22 protein-coding genes, 1 tRNA gene and 1 other RNA gene are annotated in these 20326 nt (G+C 42.8%); 7 read left to right on the top strand and 17 right to left on the bottom strand.

Going from position 1 to position 20326, the window contains the following annotated elements:
- Positions 1-326: 326 nt before the first annotated feature.
- From LI112_RS04900 to LI112_RS04910, 3 genes are all read right to left on the bottom strand, one after another.
- Entirely contained in the window at positions 327-1067 is a 741-nt protein-coding gene (locus LI112_RS04900) for a CvpA family protein (RefSeq protein WP_055056961.1), read from the bottom strand.
- A 10-nt stretch (positions 1068-1077) separates the two neighbouring features.
- Positions 1078-2328 (bottom strand): DUF5711 family protein, encoded by a 1251-nt coding sequence (locus LI112_RS04905; protein WP_055056962.1) that lies wholly within the window; start codon positions 2326-2328, stop codon positions 1078-1080.
- Positions 2329-2446: 118 nt separating this feature from the next.
- Entirely contained in the window at positions 2447-3760 is a 1314-nt protein-coding gene (locus LI112_RS04910; RefSeq protein ID WP_227190318.1) for a LysM domain-containing protein, read from the bottom strand.
- Positions 3761-3954: 194 nt separating this feature from the next.
- Between LI112_RS04910 and yyaC the strand changes: the two genes are divergently transcribed.
- Positions 3955-4509 carry a spore protease YyaC gene (gene yyaC, locus LI112_RS04915; protein WP_005422649.1) on the top strand — a complete coding sequence of 185 codons (555 nt, stop codon included), beginning with the start codon at positions 3955-3957 and terminating at the stop codon, positions 4507-4509.
- On the opposite strand, the gene LI112_RS04920 is transcribed toward yyaC, so the two are convergent.
- The 8 genes from LI112_RS04920 to LI112_RS04955 form a co-directional block, all read right to left on the bottom strand.
- Entirely contained in the window at positions 4493-5431 is a 939-nt protein-coding gene (locus LI112_RS04920) for a transketolase family protein (protein ID WP_022388575.1), read from the bottom strand. The genes yyaC and LI112_RS04920 overlap by 17 nt on opposite strands.
- Complete coding sequence (locus tag LI112_RS04925) at positions 5419-6261, bottom strand: transketolase (RefSeq protein WP_319638643.1); 843 nt, start codon at positions 6259-6261, stop codon at positions 5419-5421. Before LI112_RS04925 ends, LI112_RS04920 begins: the two co-directional genes overlap by 13 nt.
- A 223-nt stretch (positions 6262-6484) precedes the next feature.
- On the bottom strand, positions 6485-7141 hold the full coding sequence (gene fsa, locus LI112_RS04930; protein WP_022388574.1) for a fructose-6-phosphate aldolase: 657 nt from the start codon (positions 7139-7141) through the stop codon (positions 6485-6487).
- A 241-nt stretch (positions 7142-7382) separates the two neighbouring features.
- Positions 7383-8516 carry a LacI family DNA-binding transcriptional regulator gene (locus LI112_RS04935; RefSeq protein ID WP_044924950.1) on the bottom strand — a complete coding sequence of 378 codons (1134 nt, stop codon included), beginning with the start codon at positions 8514-8516 and terminating at the stop codon, positions 7383-7385.
- Between the two features lie 38 nt (positions 8517-8554).
- Positions 8555-9154 (bottom strand): recombination mediator RecR, encoded by a 600-nt coding sequence (recR, locus tag LI112_RS04940; RefSeq protein WP_005422636.1) that lies wholly within the window; start codon positions 9152-9154, stop codon positions 8555-8557.
- A complete protein-coding gene (locus tag LI112_RS04945) occupies positions 9154-9510 on the bottom strand; it encodes a YbaB/EbfC family nucleoid-associated protein (RefSeq protein ID WP_005422635.1) in 357 nt (118 codons plus the stop codon). Before LI112_RS04945 ends, recR begins: the two co-directional genes overlap by 1 nt.
- Positions 9511-9575: 65 nt before the next feature.
- Positions 9576-11189 (bottom strand): DNA polymerase III subunit gamma/tau, encoded by a 1614-nt coding sequence (gene dnaX / locus LI112_RS04950; RefSeq protein WP_022388572.1) that lies wholly within the window; start codon positions 11187-11189, stop codon positions 9576-9578.
- A gap of 116 nt (positions 11190-11305) precedes the next feature.
- Positions 11306-12388, bottom strand: coding sequence for a 6-phosphofructokinase (locus tag LI112_RS04955; RefSeq protein WP_022388571.1), 1083 nt, complete (start codon positions 12386-12388; stop codon positions 11306-11308).
- A 96-nt stretch (positions 12389-12484) separates the two neighbouring features.
- On the opposite strand from LI112_RS04955, the gene ffs reads away from it, so the two are divergent.
- An RNA gene (gene ffs, locus LI112_RS04960) (signal recognition particle sRNA large type) lies at positions 12485-12746 on the top strand.
- A gap of 170 nt (positions 12747-12916) precedes the next feature.
- On the opposite strand, the gene LI112_RS04965 is transcribed toward ffs, so the two are convergent.
- On the bottom strand, positions 12917-13354 hold the full coding sequence (locus LI112_RS04965; RefSeq protein ID WP_022388570.1) for a GatB/YqeY domain-containing protein: 438 nt from the start codon (positions 13352-13354) through the stop codon (positions 12917-12919).
- 71 nt (positions 13355-13425) lie between these two features.
- Positions 13426-13935, bottom strand: a complete 510-nt coding sequence (gene tadA / locus LI112_RS04970; RefSeq protein ID WP_055056966.1) for a tRNA adenosine(34) deaminase TadA — start codon at positions 13933-13935, stop codon at positions 13426-13428.
- A 151-nt stretch (positions 13936-14086) separates the two neighbouring features.
- Between tadA and LI112_RS04975 the strand changes: the two genes are divergently transcribed.
- The gene (locus tag LI112_RS04975) at positions 14087-14785 is read left to right on the top strand and encodes an anaerobic ribonucleoside-triphosphate reductase activating protein (protein ID WP_022388568.1); all 699 of its coding nucleotides are present in this window, start codon (positions 14087-14089) and stop codon (positions 14783-14785) included.
- On the opposite strand, the gene LI112_RS04980 is transcribed toward LI112_RS04975, so the two are convergent.
- Together LI112_RS04980 and LI112_RS04985 are read right to left on the bottom strand one after the other, a co-directional pair.
- Positions 14741-15739, bottom strand: a complete 999-nt coding sequence (locus LI112_RS04980) for a DUF6128 domain-containing protein (protein ID WP_022388567.1) — start codon at positions 15737-15739, stop codon at positions 14741-14743. The genes LI112_RS04975 and LI112_RS04980 overlap by 45 nt on opposite strands.
- Positions 15740-15796: 57 nt before the next feature.
- The gene (locus LI112_RS04985; protein WP_022388566.1) at positions 15797-16288 is read right to left on the bottom strand and encodes a hypothetical protein; all 492 of its coding nucleotides are present in this window, start codon (positions 16286-16288) and stop codon (positions 15797-15799) included.
- Positions 16289-16454: 166 nt separating this feature from the next.
- On the opposite strand from LI112_RS04985, the gene LI112_RS04990 reads away from it, so the two are divergent.
- The 4 genes from LI112_RS04990 (at position 16455) to pduB (ending at position 18281) form a co-directional block, all read left to right on the top strand.
- A complete protein-coding gene (locus tag LI112_RS04990; protein WP_044924953.1) occupies positions 16455-16691 on the top strand; it encodes a helix-turn-helix domain-containing protein in 237 nt (78 codons plus the stop codon).
- 165 nt (positions 16692-16856) lie between these two features.
- Positions 16857-17024, top strand: coding sequence for a hypothetical protein (locus LI112_RS04995; RefSeq protein ID WP_227190319.1), 168 nt, complete (start codon positions 16857-16859; stop codon positions 17022-17024).
- Between the two features lie 205 nt (positions 17025-17229).
- A tRNA-Pro gene (locus LI112_RS05000) sits at positions 17230-17303 on the top strand.
- Between the two features lie 261 nt (positions 17304-17564).
- Positions 17565-18281 (top strand): microcompartment protein PduB, encoded by a 717-nt coding sequence (gene pduB, locus LI112_RS05005; protein WP_005422606.1) that lies wholly within the window; start codon positions 17565-17567, stop codon positions 18279-18281.
- A gap of 72 nt (positions 18282-18353) precedes the next feature.
- On the opposite strand, the gene LI112_RS05010 is transcribed toward pduB, so the two are convergent.
- Together LI112_RS05010 and spoVG are read right to left on the bottom strand one after the other, a co-directional pair.
- Entirely contained in the window at positions 18354-19676 is a 1323-nt protein-coding gene (locus LI112_RS05010) for a hypothetical protein (RefSeq protein ID WP_227190320.1), read from the bottom strand.
- Between the two features lie 290 nt (positions 19677-19966).
- The gene (gene spoVG, locus LI112_RS05015; protein ID WP_022388557.1) at positions 19967-20260 is read right to left on the bottom strand and encodes a septation regulator SpoVG; all 294 of its coding nucleotides are present in this window, start codon (positions 20258-20260) and stop codon (positions 19967-19969) included.
- Positions 20261-20326 lie beyond the last annotated feature (66 nt).

The raw sequence follows: 20326 nt of genomic DNA on the forward strand, positions 1-20326 counted from the left end.
TAAAGAATTTTCGAGAATCGTATGTGTTTCACTGTTTAGTTATCAAGGTTCTTTGTTTTTGCTCTCTTTCGACAGCTCATTTAGTTTATCACATTCATTTTTGTTTGTCAAGAACTTTTTTAAGTTTTTTCAAAACTTTTCAAATGAATTTTTGTGATTCGTTGCTCATCAGCAACTCGTTTACTTTATCACATTCACTTCCGAATGTCAACAAGTTTTTTAAGTTTTTTATTTTCTTTTTTGTTTTTCAAAAAAGAAAAATCCGCCTCATTTCGAAGCGGATTAAAGTATATCATTGAATGCATTCTACGTCAAGTAGTTTTTTATTATTTTCCAAAAAACTGTAAAAAAGCATTTACCAGCACGTCATATCTGTATACCACACGCAGGAAGCTGTCCTTTTCCACCAATGCCAAACCTGTTTTTCCTGTCTCTGTACTACAGAGTACCGTTAAAATAAGAAGCGCTATCCACAGAAACACAATTCCTTTTGCAACTCCTACCAGCGCTCCAGTCAGTCTGTTGGCCCCATTGATCAACGGCAGTTCTGCAATTGCATTTAACACACACCCAATCAATCTGATCACAAGATTTGCCAGGATATATGAAACAAGATAAGACATTCCATTTACGATCAGCCTTGCCAGATATCCAGACACATAATCGCCAAAAGAATCTACAGCTAATTCTTTGTAAACTTCTGCTGTATTGTTATCCGTCAGACTTTTCTGCAGGACTTTCGGCAAATTAAGTCCATCTATAAAAGTTGTTTCTTCCTGTATCGTCCCATCCATGATTTTCCCGTCAGAGCTTTCTTCGTCTGATTTTTCCTCATCCATATTCTGTGAATCAATCAGATTGAGACAGCTTTCCTGTATCCGTTCATATGCAGGTGTTTTTTTCATCATAAAGTCATTCACATACGGATTGATCATCCACGCAAGTGCCAATGCCAGAAATACAAAGAAAAATGACATGATCTCTCGCACAAATCCTTTACGATATCCGCCATATCCTGTAAAAATCAGAATTGCTATAGCCAGAATTCCAAGCCACGTTATCTCCATGTCACACCTCTCAGCTTAATTTGATCACATCAACACCGCTGTCAAGAACAAGAAGATATCGGTTCCAGCCAATCTTTATGAAGTCACTGATCGTTCCATCAATCGTACCACTGTATTTTTCTACACCTCTGCTGTTCATAACACATACCTGCGAGCTGTTATATAGAAGAATATTTCCATCACTCACCTTGATCGTAGTATACGGAATATTGAAATCTTTTTCAAATTTCAGATTTCCATCCGTAGAATACACTCTCATTGTATATGGTTTTTCTTTATTTCCATTTTTAAACACAAGACCGATTATATCATCATCATAAAATGTGCTGACAATTTCTTTATCTACTTTAACAGTTTCTTTTTCTTTCGGGATCTGGCTTCCTTTATACAAAGTAAATCCATCGTCCCTCACCGCAAGTGATTTGCCACCATTCAGATACATAATCTGCGGAATCACCGTTCCCTCATAAGTATATCCGCTCACAATACGGTCATCTTCGCTCTGCCCTACATCCCCAAAATTATAGAATGCAACATAACTGGTCGTCTCACTTCCATCCACATACTGATATGCAACCATCATGATATTTCCATTATCAGCAACAGCTACATCCAGCGGATATCCCGGATCCGAAATGTGTGTCTGGTTTTCTGCGATCAAACTTCCATCTGATGCATAAAAATTAATCCACGTCGAATCGCCGCCATCCAAAATAGCAGCAACCATTCCACTTGAAGAAATTTTCGCTTTAACAATATTATAAGACGTTGTAACGCTTCCAGTCTCTCCGTTTTTGTCAAACATCTCAAGCAGCGTACCATCCTGATCCGCAATAACCGCTCTGTCATCTTTTACATCAGCCACCGGATTCTGCATTTCGTAAAGAACGCTCCAGTAAGTATCCATACTGCTATTGACCAACGATGCTCCATCCGGACTGTACCTGAGTATTTTTCCAGACATTTCCAGATATTTTGTAGAAACTACATCCTCCTGTTCACTTGCAGAAAGTATTCTGTAATTATGATAGCTTCTCCGTTCAACATACAGAAGAACTACCGTTGCTATTGCAGCAACCGCCACGATTGACATTACAGTTCTGCGTAATGCATCATGTTTATGTCTGCGCAGTCGGTTCTGATACGCTTCTTCCGGACTCATCTGTTGAATCGCACACTGTTCCTGTTCGAGTTTCGCCCGCTGCGACTGCATTTTCTTTCTTTTGTGTTTTCGTTTTAATTTTTTTATTATATTTGCCATTTTCCTTACCTTGTACTTTATCGCAGGTATTTCCTGCGACCAGTCATCCGTTATCTTCTAATCGGTCACTGCTCATTCTGTTCACAGCATTCCTGATTTTTTTATTATATCAAATTTTCTACGGCAATACAATTATCTGCCCCGGATAAATAATTTCCTCCTCCGTCAGACCATTTGCCCGACAGATATCAGCCACTTTTTCCATTGTACCATATCTGGATATACTGATCTGATATAAGGTATCTCCCGGTTTGATCACATAAGATGTTCCCGATTCTGCTGATGAAGCCACTGCGCTATCCGTCACATCCTCGCTTATTTTGTTCTTAGCAGCATTGTTTTCCACTTGTTCCTGTTTCACTCTCCGCTCCGCTTTTCTGGTATCGGATTCTTCCCGATAGATTTCCTGTTCTTTTTCCGAATTCAAAACGTTTTTTGTGTCAGTTTCAGCATCATCCTCAGCAGCCATTGATGTTACTGGCGGTGTTTCTGTTGCCGCCGGAGACACTGGAATCGGAGTCAAATCTTTTTTCAACGCGGAAGTTGGCGTAACTGATTTTTTTTCCGTCTGCCTTTCCGCTTTTGTCACTTCCGTTGAATTTGCAGTTCGGGAAACCGTCTCCGTGATCGTATCCGTTATACTCTTATGGTTATAATTTTGATAAAACTGTACACCAACCGTCAGCACAGCCAATACAAGACAGGCTGTTGCCGCATAAGAAAAAACAGAAGCTCTTTCTTCTGTTTCCTGCGTTTCTTCTGTATGTTTCTTTTGAATGATCTTTCGAAAAGTTTTAACCGCGTCGTCTGCAACCAGCTCCTGTTCCGGCTGATTCAGTTCCGGATTCTTTTCCAGCATATACGCCTGCATCTGCGGATTTTTTTCATAATAAATATAATATCCACTCTGTCTCAACAATCTGCCATTGTCATAGCAGAAAAAAGCCTCCTCTTTTTCTACCGGATCCATCAGCATAAGCGCTTTTTCTCCGCCAAAAAGTTTCATATGGATCCGCTGCACGCCTTCTGTCACTTCCATCTGAAGAGATTTCTGCGTCAGGAACCACCCTATAATTTCCTGCCCTGCAAAATAATGTTCTATTTCCTCATGAAGTTTCTGCCATGTAAGATCACTGAACTCTACATGCTCTGCCGAAATCTCCCCTGCCTCTGCCGTCAGAGCTCCCCTGATAAACAGATAGCCTGTACCTGAATTCCATTTTATTTCGCCCGTAAAAACAGCAGCCGCACCTTTTTCCTCTTCTTCCGCCTTTTCTGCTATTTTCTTCAGAAAAGTGTATACATAATCTTCAATATAAATCCGGTATTTTTCATTCGGAATTCCTATCTGACGTATATTTTTGGGGAGGTTAAAACTTTCCTCATTTCCTTTTGCTGTCTGTTTTTCATCCTTGTAGATAACCTCTATCATATATATCACCCCTTCAGGCATCAGAATACCATACAGGAAATGCAGATTTTAGCATAATATAAGAGACACCCCCAAGAATTTAACGACATATTCTGCATGGTGCATATTTTTCTTTTGCTACGGATACAATAAAGCAGAACCGACAGATCCATTTATAGCATCCAGCTGATGCTCAACCATCGTGAGGAATTTTTATGGCTTTCTATATCAACACAAATCAGCAGGACTGTTCCAGAGAAATTTCTGTTCTGTTAAAAAAATGCATTCTTTCCTATCCCCATCACTGGACAGATCTTGTCTTTCTCTGTATTGGAACCGATCGTGTCACAGGAGACTGTCTTGGTCCCTATGTTGGTCATCGGCTCAGTTCCTTTTGTTTTCCAGGAATATATGTTTACGGAACACTTGTACAGCCTGTACATGCATTAAACCTTTGTGACACACGCAAAGAGATTCTTTCCCGGCATCCGGACAGCCTGATCATTGCTGTTGATGCTTCTTTGGGACAAAAAAAGCACCTGGGATATGTGACCATCGCTAATGGTGCACTGTACCCAGGTGCTGCCGTTCATAAAAAACTGCCGCCTGTCGGCCATATTCATATTACAGGAATCGTCAACACAGCAGGCATGTTGGAACAGCTAACGCTCCAGACCACCCGTCTGTCAACTGTTATTTCCATTGCAGAACAAATCTCCAACGGGATTTTGCTGATGATCCCTCAATCTGATTTTAGACAAACTCTTTGATCTGTTTGTAAATACCTTCTGCATCCAGGCCATATTTCTCAAGAAGAGCAACTGCCGGACCAGATTCTCCAAATACATCATTAATACCGATACGTTTAACCGGTACAGGAGCTTTTTCAGAAAGGCATTCGCATACAGCTCCGCCTAAACCACCAATAATAGAATGTTCTTCTACTGTAACAACCTTGCCGGTCTCTTTGGCTGCTGCTACGATCAGTTCTTCATCCAGTGGTTTGATCGTGTGGATATTGATTACCTTTGCATCAATTCCATCTGCTGCCAGTTTCTCCGCCGCCTCCAGAGAAGCTGCCACACAAAGTCCGTTTGCAACGATAGTAAGGTCTTTTCCCTCACGAAGAACGATGCCTTTGCCCATTTCAAATTTGTAGTCTGGTCTGTCATTGATTACCGGAACTGCCAGACGGCCAAATCTCATATATACAGGTCCTACATACTCATATGCAGCTTTTACCATTGCTTTTGCTTCAATATCATCAGAAGGACTCATAACAACCATACCAGGGATTGCTCTCATAAGTGCAAAATCCTCGCAGCACTGATGTGTAGCACCATCTTCACCAACAGAGATACCGCCATGTGTAGCGCCTACTTTTACGTTCAGTTTCGGATATGCAACAGAGTTGCGAAGCTGTTCATAAGCACGGCCTGCAGCAAACATTGCAAAAGTACTTGCAAACGGAACCTTGCCTGTTGTTGCAAGTCCGGCCGCAATACCCATCATGTTGCACTCTGCGATACCACAGTCAATATGTCTTTCCGGAAATTCTTTTTTGAACATTCCTGTCTGAGTAGCTGCAGCAAGGTCAGCGTCCAGAACAACCAGATCTTCATGTTCTTTTCCAAGCTCTACCAGAGCTGCGCCATAGCTGGCTCTTGTAGCGATTTTCTTTACTTCTGACATAATGCTTCACCTACTTTCTCCAGATCTTCCATTGCCTGTGCATACTGCTCATCATTCGGAGCTTTGCCATGCCATCCGGCCTGGTTTTCCATAAAGGAAACGCCCTTACCTTTGACAGTTTTCATAATGATTGCGGTAGGCATTCCTTTGACAGTCTTTGCTTCGTCAAATGCAGCTTTCAGCTGATCCATATCATTTCCGTCTGCTACATTGATCACATGGAAATTAAATGCTTCAAATTTCTTATCAATCGGATATGGAGAGCAAACTTCATCTACTTTTCCATCGATCTGAAGTCCATTATTATCAACAACCACAACAAGGTTGTCCAGTTTACGGAAGCCTGCGAACATAGTTGCCTCCCAAACCTGACCTTCCTGAATCTCACCATCGCCAAGAAGTGTATACACCCTGTAGGATTCGTTGCTCAGTTTTGCAGAAAGTGCCATACCTACTGCTGCTGAGATTCCCTGTCCAAGAGATCCGCTGGACATATCTACACCTGGAATATGTTTCATATCCGGATGTCCCTGCAGATAAGATCCCAGATGACGAAGAGTCTTCAGATCTTCTTTCGGAAAATATCCTCTCTCCGCAAGTACAGAATAAAGTCCCGGTGCTGTGTGTCCTTTAGAAAGGACAAAACGGTCTCTGTCTGCTTTCTTCGGATCTTTCGGATCTACGTTCATTTCTTCAAAATACAGATATGTGAATAAATCTGCTGCTGATAAAGATCCGCCCGGATGGCCGGCTTTTGCAGCATGAACTGCGGTCACGATGTCTTTGCGGACTTCGTTCGCAATTTTCTGAAGTTCTAATTTCTCCATGATGTTCAATTTCTCCTTTTAATAATTTGAAGAATAACTATTTCGCCCATAGTTAATCCATAACATGCTTATGCTACAATTAATTCTGACATTAGTCAAGTACAAGGATATAATTCCCCAACCTCACGCTGCACCATGACCTTGTATTTACAAAATTCAAGAATCCCGCCACTGATTCACCACCTGCAGAGGTGGGATTCCTCTCACATCTTATATATAATATGTATTATTTGTCACCAAATACAGCTTTGTAGTCTTTCTGGAATTTTTCGATTCCTGCATCTGTCAGAGGATGTTTTGTCATCTGCTCCAGAACTTTGTATGGTACGGTTGCGATATCAGCACCTGCCAGTGCACATTCTGTTACATGGATCGGATGACGAACGCTTGCACAGATGATCTGTGTATCGATTCCAGCAACTTCAAACATTTCAACGATCTGACGGATCAGCGGAAGTCCGTCTGTGGAGATATCATCCAGTCTTCCAAGGAACGGAGATACATATGTAGCACCTGCTCTTGCAGCAAGTAAAGCCTGGTTGGCAGTAAAGATCAGAGTAACATTTGTTTTGATTCCTTCTTTTGAAAGAACTTTGACAGCTTTCAGACCTTCTACTGTCATAGGAATCTTTACAACCATGTTTGGATGGATCTTGGCAATCTCACGTCCTTCTGCGATCATACCTTCTGCATCTGTTGTTGTAGCTTTTACTTCTCCGCTGATCGGTCCGTCAACGATCTCTGTGATTTCTTTGATCACTTCGTTGAAGTCTCTTCCTTCTTTTGCGATCAGGGACGGGTTTGTGGTGACACCACAGATAATTCCCATGTCATTTGCCTTACGAATGTCGTCTACATTTGCTGTGTCGATAAAAAATCTCATTTTAATTCCCTCCTGAGTTTTTGCTCTGTTTTTTTGATATTTTCATTATAACAGACCAAACATGAAGGTCAAGAGGCGCCATAATTATTAATAAATTTTCTATTAATAATATCAATTTTTATAAATAAATTATTGCTTTATTTACGATTTTTGATCTATAAGCGCCTTGAAAATCCAAGTTCTCTCAGTAGTCTCACTGATATTCGCATTAAATTATTAATAATAATTTTATTATACATATTTATTTTATTTTTTCCGTCATTCCATCCGGATCCGGAATCTTTCTTTTTGTATTTGCATAGGCAGTCGTCTTACGAGTGATCAGTTTCGGGGTATATTCAATATTATAAAGACTGGTTGGCTGCAGTCCTGCCGAATAAAACTGGTCATTCATCATGATCTTGCGAATAATGATATCACAGGCATCCCTGCCTTTCAGCGCAACAAAATGATCGATCGTTGTTAACGAAAGTCTCCGGATGCCAGAATAAAAAGTATCATCACATCCAATGACCGAAACATCTTTCGGCACACGTATTCGGGATTCTTCCAGCGCATCGATCGCGCCAAGAGCCATCATGTCGTTCTGACCGGCAATTGCCGTAAAGTTTCTGTCCTCTTTCAACAATTCCATTGTCAGCTGATATCCCATAGAATATTCCGAATCCATTTTTGGCAGCGTACGGTCAACAGATTCATCTGCTGCTTTGATCAATACATGCCCAGCCAGTCCTTCCTTCTCATATTCTTTCACAAAACCATCCACTCTTCTGGAGCGCTGCCACTGTCGTCTGGTCAGAGGCGGTGTGATAAATGCCACATCTCTGTGTCCCAGATCCAGCAAATGGCGTGCCATCAATCTTCCGACCATTGTATTGTCCTGGTTGATCGCGTCTACTGTCGTTGTCTTTTCTTTATTACTGATAATAACAAGGGGAATCCTCCTTGCCAGTTCCTCCACCTTTTTCTGAAAGTCCGGATGAGGATTACATGCATAGATGATTCCCTGCGGGTCCATCGTGCTGATCATACGCAGATATTTTTCTTCCAGCCCCGCATCTCTCTGTGTGTTGCAGGTAAAAACGCCATACCCCTTCTCATTGGCAACCGATTCAATTCCCTGAAGAAGCAGTACATAATAAGGACTGGTCAGCGTAGGACACAGTACAACGATCAGTTTTTCTTTTCTTGTGTTGCTTTTGTTTTTGCGATGAGGCAGTTCATAGCCCAGCTCTCTGGCTGCACATTCTACCTTTTCCACCGTTTCGGCCGAAAAAGAAACATTGCTTCTGCGGTTCAGAATCATAGAAACAGTCGCCTGTGAAACTCCGGCTTTTTCTGCCACCTGTGAGGAAGTTGCCTTCTTTTTTGCCAATATTCTTTCTCTCTTTCTGCTGTCTGCGTGAAGCTGTATCAGAGATCCACTCTTCCTTCCAGCGCACGAAGCAGCGTTACTTCGTCAATATATTCCAGGTCTCCGCCTACCGGAACTCCACTTGCGATCCTGCTGACACGGATTCCTGTAGGTTTGATCAGCTTACTGATATACATTGCAGTTGTCTCACCTTCCAGACTGGAATTGGTGGCAATGATCACTTCTTTGATATCTTCTGTCTGCAGGCGCTTCATAAGTTCTTTGAGACGGATATCATCCGGTCCGATTCCCAGCATCGGCGAGATTGCACCATGAAGCACATGATAAACCCCTTCGTATTTGCCGGTTTTTTCATAAGCTGCAAGATCTCTGGTATTTTCTACAACCATAATAGTACTCGCATCTCTCTTGGGATTGCTGCAGATCGGACAGAGTTCCTGGTCTGTCAGCGTACAGCACTTCTTGCAGTAACGGATCTTCTCACGAGCACCCGTGATCGAAGAGGTCAGCTGTTCAACCTGGTCTTTTGGCATATTCATAATATGAAATGCCAGTCTCTGCGCCGACTTCGGTCCGATTCCCGGCAGATGAGACAGCTGTTCGATCAGCTTGTTGATATGTGTGCTGTAATATTCCATCAGAAGGGAAGGCCTCCGCCTAAACTTCCGAGTCCTCCTGTCAGTTTTGACATTACTGCTGCTGATTCTTCTTCAACTTTGCGAAGTGCCTCATTCGTAGCTGCCACGATCAGATCTTCCAGCATTTCAATATCGTCCGGATCAACTACTTCTTCTGCAAGTTTTACCTTTGTCACTTCACGTTTACCGGAAACAGTAACCTCCACAGCTCCGCCGCCTGCTGCTGCTGTAAATTCTTTTTCTTCCAGAGCCTTCTGATTCTCTTCCATCTGACGCTGCATTTTCTGCGCCTGTTTCATCAAATTATTCATGTTACCCGGCATTCCCATGCCCGGAAATCCTCCACGTTTTGCCATTTTATAAATCCTCCTGATGATATTTAATATATGAAAACCGCCTGTGCGGGATTCTTTGATAATATTTATTCTTCCGGCTCAGATCCAGGTGTTTCTTCGATCACAACATCCATATGGATATTCTCACGGATTGCCTGATCGACTGTGATCTGTGTCAGATTTGTCTGCTGGTGGTCCTCTGCTACAAGCATATGAAGTTCAATGCTCTTTCCAAGCTTCTGTTCAATGATCGTCTGCAATTCTTTCTTTGCGTCAGAATCATCCGGATAAAGCCTGCCAAGAGGTGTCTGGAATTCCACATACAGTATCGGTTCACCAGTCTCTCCATTGTATTTCGGCACAGACTGAAGCAACGCCTGTTTGAAAGCTGCTGTAGTCTGTCCAACGATCATCTTCCAGCTTGCCACTATCTTCTGCAGGTCTTCCGGAGCAGCCTTCTGTGGCGGCTTCGGCGGTTCTGCCTGTGCAACTGTTGCTTCGCTTCCCGGTGCTGCCGCACTCTGTACGACTACCTGCTGTACCGGGCGTTCCTCTATCTTCTGCTCCAGTACACGGATACGATCCAGAACAGAATCCAGGTTCGTCTCCATTGCCGGACGGCAGAGTTTGATCAGAGCAATTTCCACAAGCACTCTTTTTTGTGTTGCAAAACGAATCTGATTGGACAGATCTGAAAAAATACGAATATATCTCATCAATGTATCACTGTCCGTCATCTCACTCTCTTCTTTGAGAAGTTTCAGATTCTCAGAAGAAACATCTATCGCTTCTTCCGGATTATCCGAAGTCTTGACAAGAAGAAGATTCCGCATGTACCAGGTAAAATCCCCTACAAACTGACTCAGTTCTCTTCCTCCCACAATCAGCTCTTCCAGAATGCGAATTGCAGATGTCACATCTCCGGCAAGCACCTTGCGAAGGAGTCTGCTGAATACTTCTGTATCGACAGCGCCCAGCACATCCAACACTTTATCATAGGTAAGTGTCTGCCCCAGATAAAACGCAATACACTGATCCAGAAGGCTGAGTGCATCTCGCATGGATCCGTCTCCTGCCTTTGCCACATAACGAATTGCTTTTTCTTCTGCTTCCACGCCTTCAACTTTCAGAAGTTCTGACAACCGTGCGGCGATCGTATCGATTGAGATCCTGTGGAAATCATACCGCTGACATCTGGACAAAATCGTGATTGGAATCTTGTGGGCCTCGGTTGTCGCCAGAATAAAGATCACATAAGACGGCGGTTCTTCCAGTGTCTTGAGCAGGGCATTAAACGCACCAGTAGAAAGCATATGCACCTCATCGATGATATATACTTTGTACCTGCCCTCTGTCGGGCGATACGTAACCTCTTCCCGGATCTCTCGAATATTATCCACACCGTTATTGGAGGCAGCATCGATCTCGATCACGTTCATGGAAGTACCCGCCTGAATGGCTTTGCACATCTCACATTCATTACAAGGACTTCCATTCACCGGATGCTCACAGTTGACTGCTTTTGCCAGGATCTTGGCTACCGTTGTTTTACCGGTACCCCTTGTTCCGCAAAAAAGATATGCATGTCCGATACGGTTTGCGTTGATCTGATTGGTAAGCGTGGTCACAATGTGATCCTGCCCTTTGACGTCTTCAAAATTATCGGGCCTGAACTTTCGGTACAGGGCAGTATAACTCATGAATACACTCCTCTCCTGCTGCCCGGGAATATCATATTTGCAGAAATATTCTCAGGCATTAAGCCGCCGCAGGAAAACTCCCGCGGCGGTCGTTGTTCTCTCTGTTATAACTCCTGTCAGTCTCCGAAGCTGATACCGATCTGTTTGGCAGCTTTGACGATCTGATCTTTCGGTGAAACCATTTTCAGTTTGCCCGCACATTCAGCAAGCGGAACCCTCTTGATCTTGCCGTTGATGACGCCGATCATAATTCCGTAATCTTCATCCAGAATTGCCTCTGCTGCACCGGCACCGATTCTTGTAGAAAGTACACGGTCATACGGACACGGTTCTCCTCCACGCTGAATATGTCCCGGAACTGTAACACGTACTTCGCTGCCGATCACCTGATTGATCTGATCCGCGATCTCATAAGAAACAGACGGATATTTCTTCGCTCTGGCTTCGAGTTTTTCTTTATATTTTTTCTTCGGAAGTTCTGCATCTTCTTTTGAAATTGCACCTTCAGCAACGGCAAGGATCGTAAAACGTTTTCCTGCTTTATTTCGTTTCTCGATCGCAGCACATACTTTCTTGATATCGTACGGAATCTCCGGAATCAGAATAATATCTGCACCGCCGGCAATACCTGCATGGAGAGTCAGACTTCCGACTTTGTGTCCCATGATCTCAACGATAAATACACGGCCGTGAGATGTTGCTGTTGTATGGATACAGTCGATTGCATTCGTAGCAATATTTACCGCACTCTGGAAACCAAATGTCATATCTGTTCCATAAATATCATTATCGATCGTTTTTGGCAGATGAATGATATTCAGACCTTCTTCTCTCAGAAGATTGGCTGTCTTCTGCGTTCCGTTTCCACCAAGAATAACCAGACAGTCCAGACACAATTTGTAATAGGTCTGCTTCATGGCTTCAACCTTATCCAGTCCTTTTTCATCCGGCACGCGCATCAGTTTAAACGGCTGACGGGATGTACCAAGTATCGTACCACCGCGGGTCAGAATTCCGGAAAAATCTTTTGCTGTGAGCATATGATATTTTCCATAGATCAGTCCTTTATATCCGTCATCAAATCCATAAACTTCCAGGTCTTCCACTGCATTTGACAGGGCTTTTACAACACCTCTCATAGTTGCATTCAGAGCCTGGCAGTCACCACCGCTTGTTAATAAACCAATTCTTTTGATCATCGTAGATTTTCCTCCTTACTGTGTAAGTGTTGTTTACTATTATATAATACTTTACCCCTACTTGACAAGTATTCAAAAATCGTCTATACTTAAAGTCCGCGCAGCCGGGGAGATAGCGGTGCCCTGTACCTGCAATCCGCTACAGCAGGGGTGATGCCAATCTGAGGTTTGTCTCCTGTGGAGCTGCCCTTTATAAGTGGCGTTGACGTTTGGGTCTCACGCAACAGGAATCTGTGAACCGTGTCAGGACAGGAATGTAGCAGCACTAAGCAGAAGCTCTTGTGTGCCGTGAGGGTGCCTGGGCCGAGTTAACTGTAAAGGTAACGTTCATGGGAACATTTCGAAGTGCGGCGCGCGGAAAAAAGATTATTCTGCTCTGTGGATATCATTTCCATAGAGTATTTTTTTATGCAATAAGACCGGAAACAGAGGAATTCTCTTTCCTTCTGTCTCCGGTCTTATGTTTTTGGCTTAAAATTTTGGTTTATTCTAAAGTCTGTTTTTGGGATCAGACTTTATGCACATTTTTTATTTACAGATATCAGCAACGACCTGATTGATCAGTTTGCCATCTGCTTTACCTTTGAGATCTCCCATAACCGCTTTCATGATCTGACCTTTATTCTTGGTGGCAAGCACATCTGCAAATTTTTCTTCCAGGTATGTGCGGATTTCTTCTGCGCTCATCTGCTGTGGCGCATATTTTGCAATCACATCATATCTTGCCTGATATTCAGCGCGAAGATCATCACGGCTTTCCGGACAGGTATCCAGCTGTTCTTTGACTGTTTTCATTTCTTTCAGGATCACACGGTCAACCAGTGCTTCCGGAACGTCCTCTCTGCAGCCTTCATCAATGGCAGCTTTTTTTACTGCTGATACCAGCGAAGACACTGCATCCTTCGTTGTTTTATCTTTTGCTTTCATGGCAGCAACCATGTCTTTTCTTAATGCTTCCAGTGTCATTTCAAAATCCTCCTCGTATTTTCTTTTTCTTATCATATCACTTCCGGAACAAAAAACAAGGGGCTTGCTTTTTAAGCATCCCAGGCCTGTTCCACCTGCTGCTTCGCAAGCATTTTCAGACGTTTTTTCTTTTCGCGGAGTTCCCGAAAAAAATCTGACAGCATCATCGAACATTCTCCTTCCAGAACACCGCGGGTAATTTTTACCTGATGATTAAAATTATCTACCTGCAAAAGATTCAGGACCGATCCTGCACAGCCTGCTTTTGGATTCATACTTCCGATCACAACCTCATCAATTCTGGACTGTACCAGCGCTCCGGCACACATCTGACAGGGCTCCAATGTCACATACATCGTACATCCTTCCAGACGCCAGTCGCCCAGTTTTTTGCTCGCTTTACGGATCGCATTCAGTTCCGCATGCGACAATGTATTTTTATCTGTATTTCTTCTGTTGTATCCTCTCGCAATGATTTTTCCATCCGATACGATCACGCAGCCAATCGGCACTTCTTCCAGTGCCCGCGCTTTTTTTGCCTGTCGGATGGCTTCTTTCATAAAACGCTCCTGTTCTGTCAAAAGATTTTCCTCCTGATCGTTGTTGCTCTTTTCAAATCAGTATAGTAAAAGTCGGTTGCAAAATCAATGAGGAAAATTTAAAATAGAGTTCATACGTCCGGCACTGCAAACTGTCGGATTACTCAACTTTCTAAAGACAGGAATGATAATTATGCCAGCAATTCATGGATTAAACAAAACAACCTTACTGGATTATCCAGGAAGGGTAGCCGCTACGATCTTTCTGGGAAGCTGCAACTTCCGCTGTCCGTTCTGCCAGAACAGTTCTCTTGTACTGCATCCGGCAGATGAACCAGTGATCCCGGAAGAAGAAGTACTCTCTTTCCTGAAAAAACGCCGCGGAATTCTGGACGGTGTCTGTATTTCCGGCGGAGAACCTACCCTTGCTTCTGATTTGGAAGATTTTATCTGCAAAATACATGCCCTCGGGTATCCTGTCAAACTGGATACCAACGGAACTCGTCCTGACGTCTTGAAGCATCTGGCCGAAAGAGGACTGATTCAAAAGACAGCCGTGGATATCAAGGCCTGTCCTGATAATTATCCTTCTCTCACAGGCATGATGCATCCGGATCTGACCGCCATTCAGGAAACAGTTTCTTTTCTGCTCCACGGAAATCTCGATTATGAATTTCGGACTACAGTTGTAAAGGAACTACATAATGAAAATGATTTTATACAGATCGGCCAATGGCTGAAAGGAGCCAAAGCCTACTATCTCCAGGCTTACAGAGACTCCGATGAAGTCCTGCAGCCTGGCTTCAGCAGTTATTCTCTTGAAGAGCTTGAACACTTCCGCAAAATTTTACTGACGACCATCCCGCTTGTTGAAATCCGGGGTATCGATTAAACGATACCAATATCCACCTGTGCCTCCCGGGATCTGAATATGTCTGCTTTCTTTGAAATATGGAAAGCCAAACATATTTGCCATGAAGCGCTCCTGTTGATCATACGCCCCAGGGATGCCAAGAACCATCTGGCCACATTTATTTCTGCACAAAAGAAGATGTCCGAAATTATAAGAGCCATACTGTACGAAGCGATTATTTCGAAGCATACAGGCCCTTCGCCCAAGATGACACAGATCCTGTGGTGAGATCTTACGGCAGTCACTCAGCTCCCCGTCAGAAAAAGCATCGCAGGGAGTCCCCGGAAGAGGGCACGATGGGTGTGGTTTATCATGTTCATGAAGCATTTCCTCAGAAACCAGATCTGAAGCATCTGATTCCTGCACAGACTGCGAGTGCAGTTCCTGCTGTGTTGTTTCTTCCTTCTGTACATTTTCTGCCTGCTCCGTCCGGTCATCCCTATCTTGCTCAGGTGCCTCTGTCTTTGATTCTGCAATTTCTTCTTCAGAGCTTCTCTCTGTCTCCGACAGATCTGGCTGCGTTTCCGGTATCATCCTTTTCTCTACCACTCGGAAGTTTCCCGGCCGGATCATCTGATCATCCCATTCGGTTCCAAAAAATCCACCCTGCTCTGTTACAAAAATCATTCCCCCCATTTCATCCAGAGATTTTCCACTGTCTCCCATATTCCCTGCAGATATTTCCAGAATGCACTCCACCTTACCTTCTCCCGTTACACAGCCTCCAAGAAGAATTCCGTCCAGCAGCCCCCTGTTCCGTACAAATCCATAAACACTGCATGTGGACTCCGGCATCAGTCCCGGACACTGCAGATGTAGTTCGATTCTGCAGATCTCACCCCGTACTTCTATTTTTACAAATCCACAGTTGCTTCCCTTCTTCTCTTTCTGGTATTCATATACATAAGCCACAAAACGTCGGTACTCAGCCAAGCAGCTTCCTCCCGTTTTTTTCATATCACTTATATATATGCAAAAAATCCCGGAAGATCACTCTTCCAGGATATTGTTTTCTCTCCACATATAGAATGCTGACCTAATCCATTTCTTCAAAGCAGTACGCATCTCTTCTTTCAGCTGATTTTTTCCTTCAGCCGATGCAATGCAACCCGGTAGTGAAGGATAGAATCCTGTATACTTTTCATTTTCTTTCAGGGTTTCATAAGGTGTTTCCCAGAATATCTCAAAGAATTCCTTTTCATCTATGATACCTTCTTCGAGCATCCTGCACATACCATCTACTCCTTTGTGATACAGAGGAAGTTTCTGTTCTCTTCCTGTAACCGAATCCTTAATCCGGTATTTTTCCTGAATCTCACCACTGCAAAACCAGCTGTCATAAATCCGCTGAAATTTTTCGGCATCCAGTCCGTATTCCTTTTTCATGATCTCTGCATATCGAACGGACCGCTTCATAGAGTCCGCATTGTTCTGTGCAATAATACAAAGGAGTGTCACTGCTTTTATCCAATCTTTATCCATATTTTCCTCATTCATCCTTCCAGTATTTCCTGATCATATTTTTTGTCTACTGCGATATCTGATTGCAAATGTTTCCTTATCACGAAACATTATACCTAAAATCTTCTCTATCATCAATACATAGAACTTTCTTTATTGCGAAATATTAGGATATGGAGAAAATATGATACAGAAGATCAGAATGGATATGAGTATTGGCAGCAACATTCAGAAAAGACGCTACCAATGTAAACTCAAACAGGATCAGGTCATTGCAAAAATGAATCTGATGGGTATTCCGATCTCCAAGAGCAGTTATGCCAAGATTGAAACCAATCGTATGAATATCAAAGTCAGCGAACTGGTTGCTCTGGCCAAGATTCTGGACTGTGAAGTAGGAGACTTTTTCAAAGATTTAAAATAAAATTTCATCTGTCATTTGTTGTTATATTTTCGTTGCCTGTAGTACAATTTGCACTACGGTTTTTTTATTTTAAGCAAAAATACTCTTTATCTCTGCGAATTCACACTTGGGCTCATGGCAATGCTTCTGTTTCTGAATCTCTATCTTTCACAGAAAATGTTCCATATGTTGAAGCGCATGCACAAATCAATTGTGTGCGAAGGTGTGGAAACAGAAGTAATCGCTGATTTCCTTAAAAATGAAGGATGTAATGAGATTCAGGGATTCCTTTATTATCGTCCAATGTGTATTGGAGATTTTGAGACGGTTATGCATATGCAGAAGGCTATATAGCAAATATCACTCTTTATTTTATAATGAAAATGTCAAACAGGTCTTTTCAATTTAATTTGTTTGAATCCTGCAAACAAAATATACTATATAATAATTTAAATCAACAAAAAAACTTTTTGTAACTTTTTTAAAAAAGCCTGTTGACATTTCCATATCTCTATAATATAATATGTCTTGCGTTGAACGACGAAACAAAAACAAATAACGAAGTGTGGCTCAGTTTGGTAGAGCGCTGCGTTCGGGACGCAGAGGCCGCAGGTTCAAATCCTGTCACTTCGACTACTTGGCAGGGGCGCCGAAATTCTTGGAAATCAAGAGTTTCGGTGTTTTTTTGCGTTTAAAAAGAGATTCCGGAAAATGGGCGTGAAATCAACGGTCACGAATTTAGTCACGAATCCCAGTCAGCTTATTCAGCGTGGCCTGGCGCATTCTTTCTCTTGCAAGTAAGCATAAAATAGATTATATTTATAAATAGGATATTTATTTAACAAGCATAAAGAAAAAACGTCTGCCCCAAGCAGACGAAACAGGAGTCTTCTTATGATCGATGTAAAAAGTATCAGTACGCACTGTACAAGAACAGAATTTGTCGGAACAACCGTCCTGGATACGATCGGACTGGTGATTTCCGGTATTGATGATACATTATTAAAAGAAATGAATGTTGGAATGAAATACCACGCCCTTGGACTTTTCAGTTCCCGAACCGGTGCTGCCGGACAGATCACAGCAATCGATGATGCCGTAAAAGCAACCAACACCGAAGTTCTTTCCATTGAGTTTCCACGAGACACCAAAGGTTGGGGTGGTCATGGAAACTATATTGTAATCGGCGGCAACGATGTTTCAGATGTACGTCATGCAATCGAGCTTGGCCTCGAACTTACAAAGAAAAATGCAGGAGAGCTTTATATCAGCGAATCCGGTCATCTGGAATTCACTTATTCCGCAAGCGCGGGAGCTGCACTGCAGAAAGCATTTCATGCCGTACCAGGCGAGGCCTTCGGCTTCATGGCAGGATCTCCTGCTGCAATTGGTCTTGTAATGGCCGATACCGCTATGAAAGCATCTGCCGTAAATATCACCTGTTATATGACGCCAAGTATCGGAACCAGTCACTCTAACGAAGTGATTCTCGGTATCTCCGGCGATGCCAGTGCTGTTAAAGCAGCGGTACTGGAAGCCCGTCAGGTTGGACTGGAACTTCTGATCGGCATGGGCAGCTATCCGGAAATCCCAGGAACTCCATATCTGTGATACTCAACAATATATTTTCAGTCAAAAAAGCTGTCTGGTCAAACCAGACAGCTCTTTTTATTATTCTTATATTTAATTTAACTGGTATACATCCGCATACTGTAATCCAAAACTCAGTGCCTCACTGTGACTGCTACAGTAAATGTCAACATGGCCATAAGGAGTTCCGAGATCTTCTACTGTATAAACATTTCCATTGATCAGAAGTTTGGTTCCAAACGGTACCCCTGCCATTGCAACAGTACGTCCTGCCACTGGTGTTGTACCACTTGCGGTTGCATTTCCAGCTGTTCCGCAGCACTGTGCGCAGTTACAGTATCCTGTCAGTTTAAAATTACCAAGGTAAGTTCCCTGACTGGAAGAGCTGGTCTCTGAAGAACTTGTATCAGAAGAACTACTGCTCGTCTCTTCAGCTGTTGCACTGTCTGAAGATGTATCTTCGGAGTAATCACTGCTGTCCGTTGAAGATGTATCCTCTGTATATGTGGTATCTTCACTGCCGGAAGAAGTATCCTGTGCTTCTGAAGTATATCCAGATTCATCCACTACATCTGTTTCTTCATCTGTTTCTTCATCTGTATTTTCATCCTGTGCAGCTTCTGCTGTTTCCTGTGCGGCTGCTGCTTCTGCCGCTGCAGCTTCAGCAGCTTTTTCCTGTTCAGCCTCTTCCATCAGCTGTGAAATACTACTGTCTGCACTGTTCACCTGAGCCATAAGAGCATCTGCTTCTTCCTGACTTGCACTGATCTGGTTTACATAGGAATTGATATTGTCACTGGTCGATGCCACCAGATTCTGTACTTCCTGCTGCTTAGAGCTTTTCTCCGTAAGAAGATTTCCAATAAAAGCAGACTCTTCTTCGACCTGAGTTTCCTGAGTCTTGATTGCTTCCTGTGTCTCCTCATATTTCTTCAGCATGTTTCTGTCATATGTAGAAATTGTAGCCACATTGTTTGCCTGATTCATAAAATCAGAAAGATTGTCAGATGACAGAAGCATTTCAAGCATAGTACTTCCACCATGCTCGTACATGTACTGGATACGAATCTTCATTGCCTCGTACTGATCCTGTGCATTCTGCTTTGCCACTTCAAGCTGAGCCTTTACATTCTTAAGCTCCTCTTCTTTCTCGGCAGCCTCAATGCTGAGCTGTGAAATACTGTCTGTAAGTTCATTATATTGGGAATTCAGTTCTGCAAGGTAGGACTCCAGTTCCTGTTTCTTGCTTTCCAGCCCGCTGATATTCGCCTGGGCCTGCGCAAGTCCTGCCTGTGCTTCCTGCTTCTGTGCCTGTGCAGCTGCAATCTGATCTTCTGTGGAAGCAAATACGGTTGTTCCCATAGATACGGTCACTGCACATGCCAACAGCAGTGAAAGAACTTTCTTACTCTTCATAAAAACACCTCTTAAATATTTTGTAGGTTAAGTATAACACATTCTCACAAATAATCAATACTTTCATTTCATTTTTGTAACATTCATGTAACATTTCACATTTTTATACCCTGAAATCCAGTAGATTTTGCCTCCAAAATTCTAAATTATTACAGAATCATTTCATTTTTTACATATTTTTCCAGAAACATAAAAGATCCAGGAACACAGGATTTATCCCATGTCCCCGGATCTTATTAATTCTTATTTAGAGATTCAAAAATCGGCTGATCTGTCTGCAGCCACTGTATTTATTCAACTGCTTCTTCCAGTTCCTCTTCCGGTTCTGCATCCAGCATTTCCTGATACTTTTCAAGAATCAGTGTCTGGATCCTATCTCTGGTACGGGAATTGATCGGATGCGCAATGTCTCTGTATTCACCATCTGTAGCTTTGCGGCTCGGCATTGCAATAAACAGTCCCTTCTCGCCTTCAATTACTTTGATATCATGAACTACAAATTCTTCATCAATCGTAATCGAAACGACCGCCTTCATCTTTCCTTCCTTCGCAACTTTTCTCACACGTACGTCTGTAATATTCATCGTGCCTGCCCCTTTCATTTTCATACGCATTTCTTTATTTTACAGATTACAAGCTGCTGTCTTCAG

Origin of the sequence: Blautia sp. 210820-DFI.6.14 (assembly GCF_020558815.1) — a bacterium.
Classification (GTDB): Bacteria; Bacillota; Clostridia; order Lachnospirales; family Lachnospiraceae; genus Blautia_A; species Blautia_A obeum.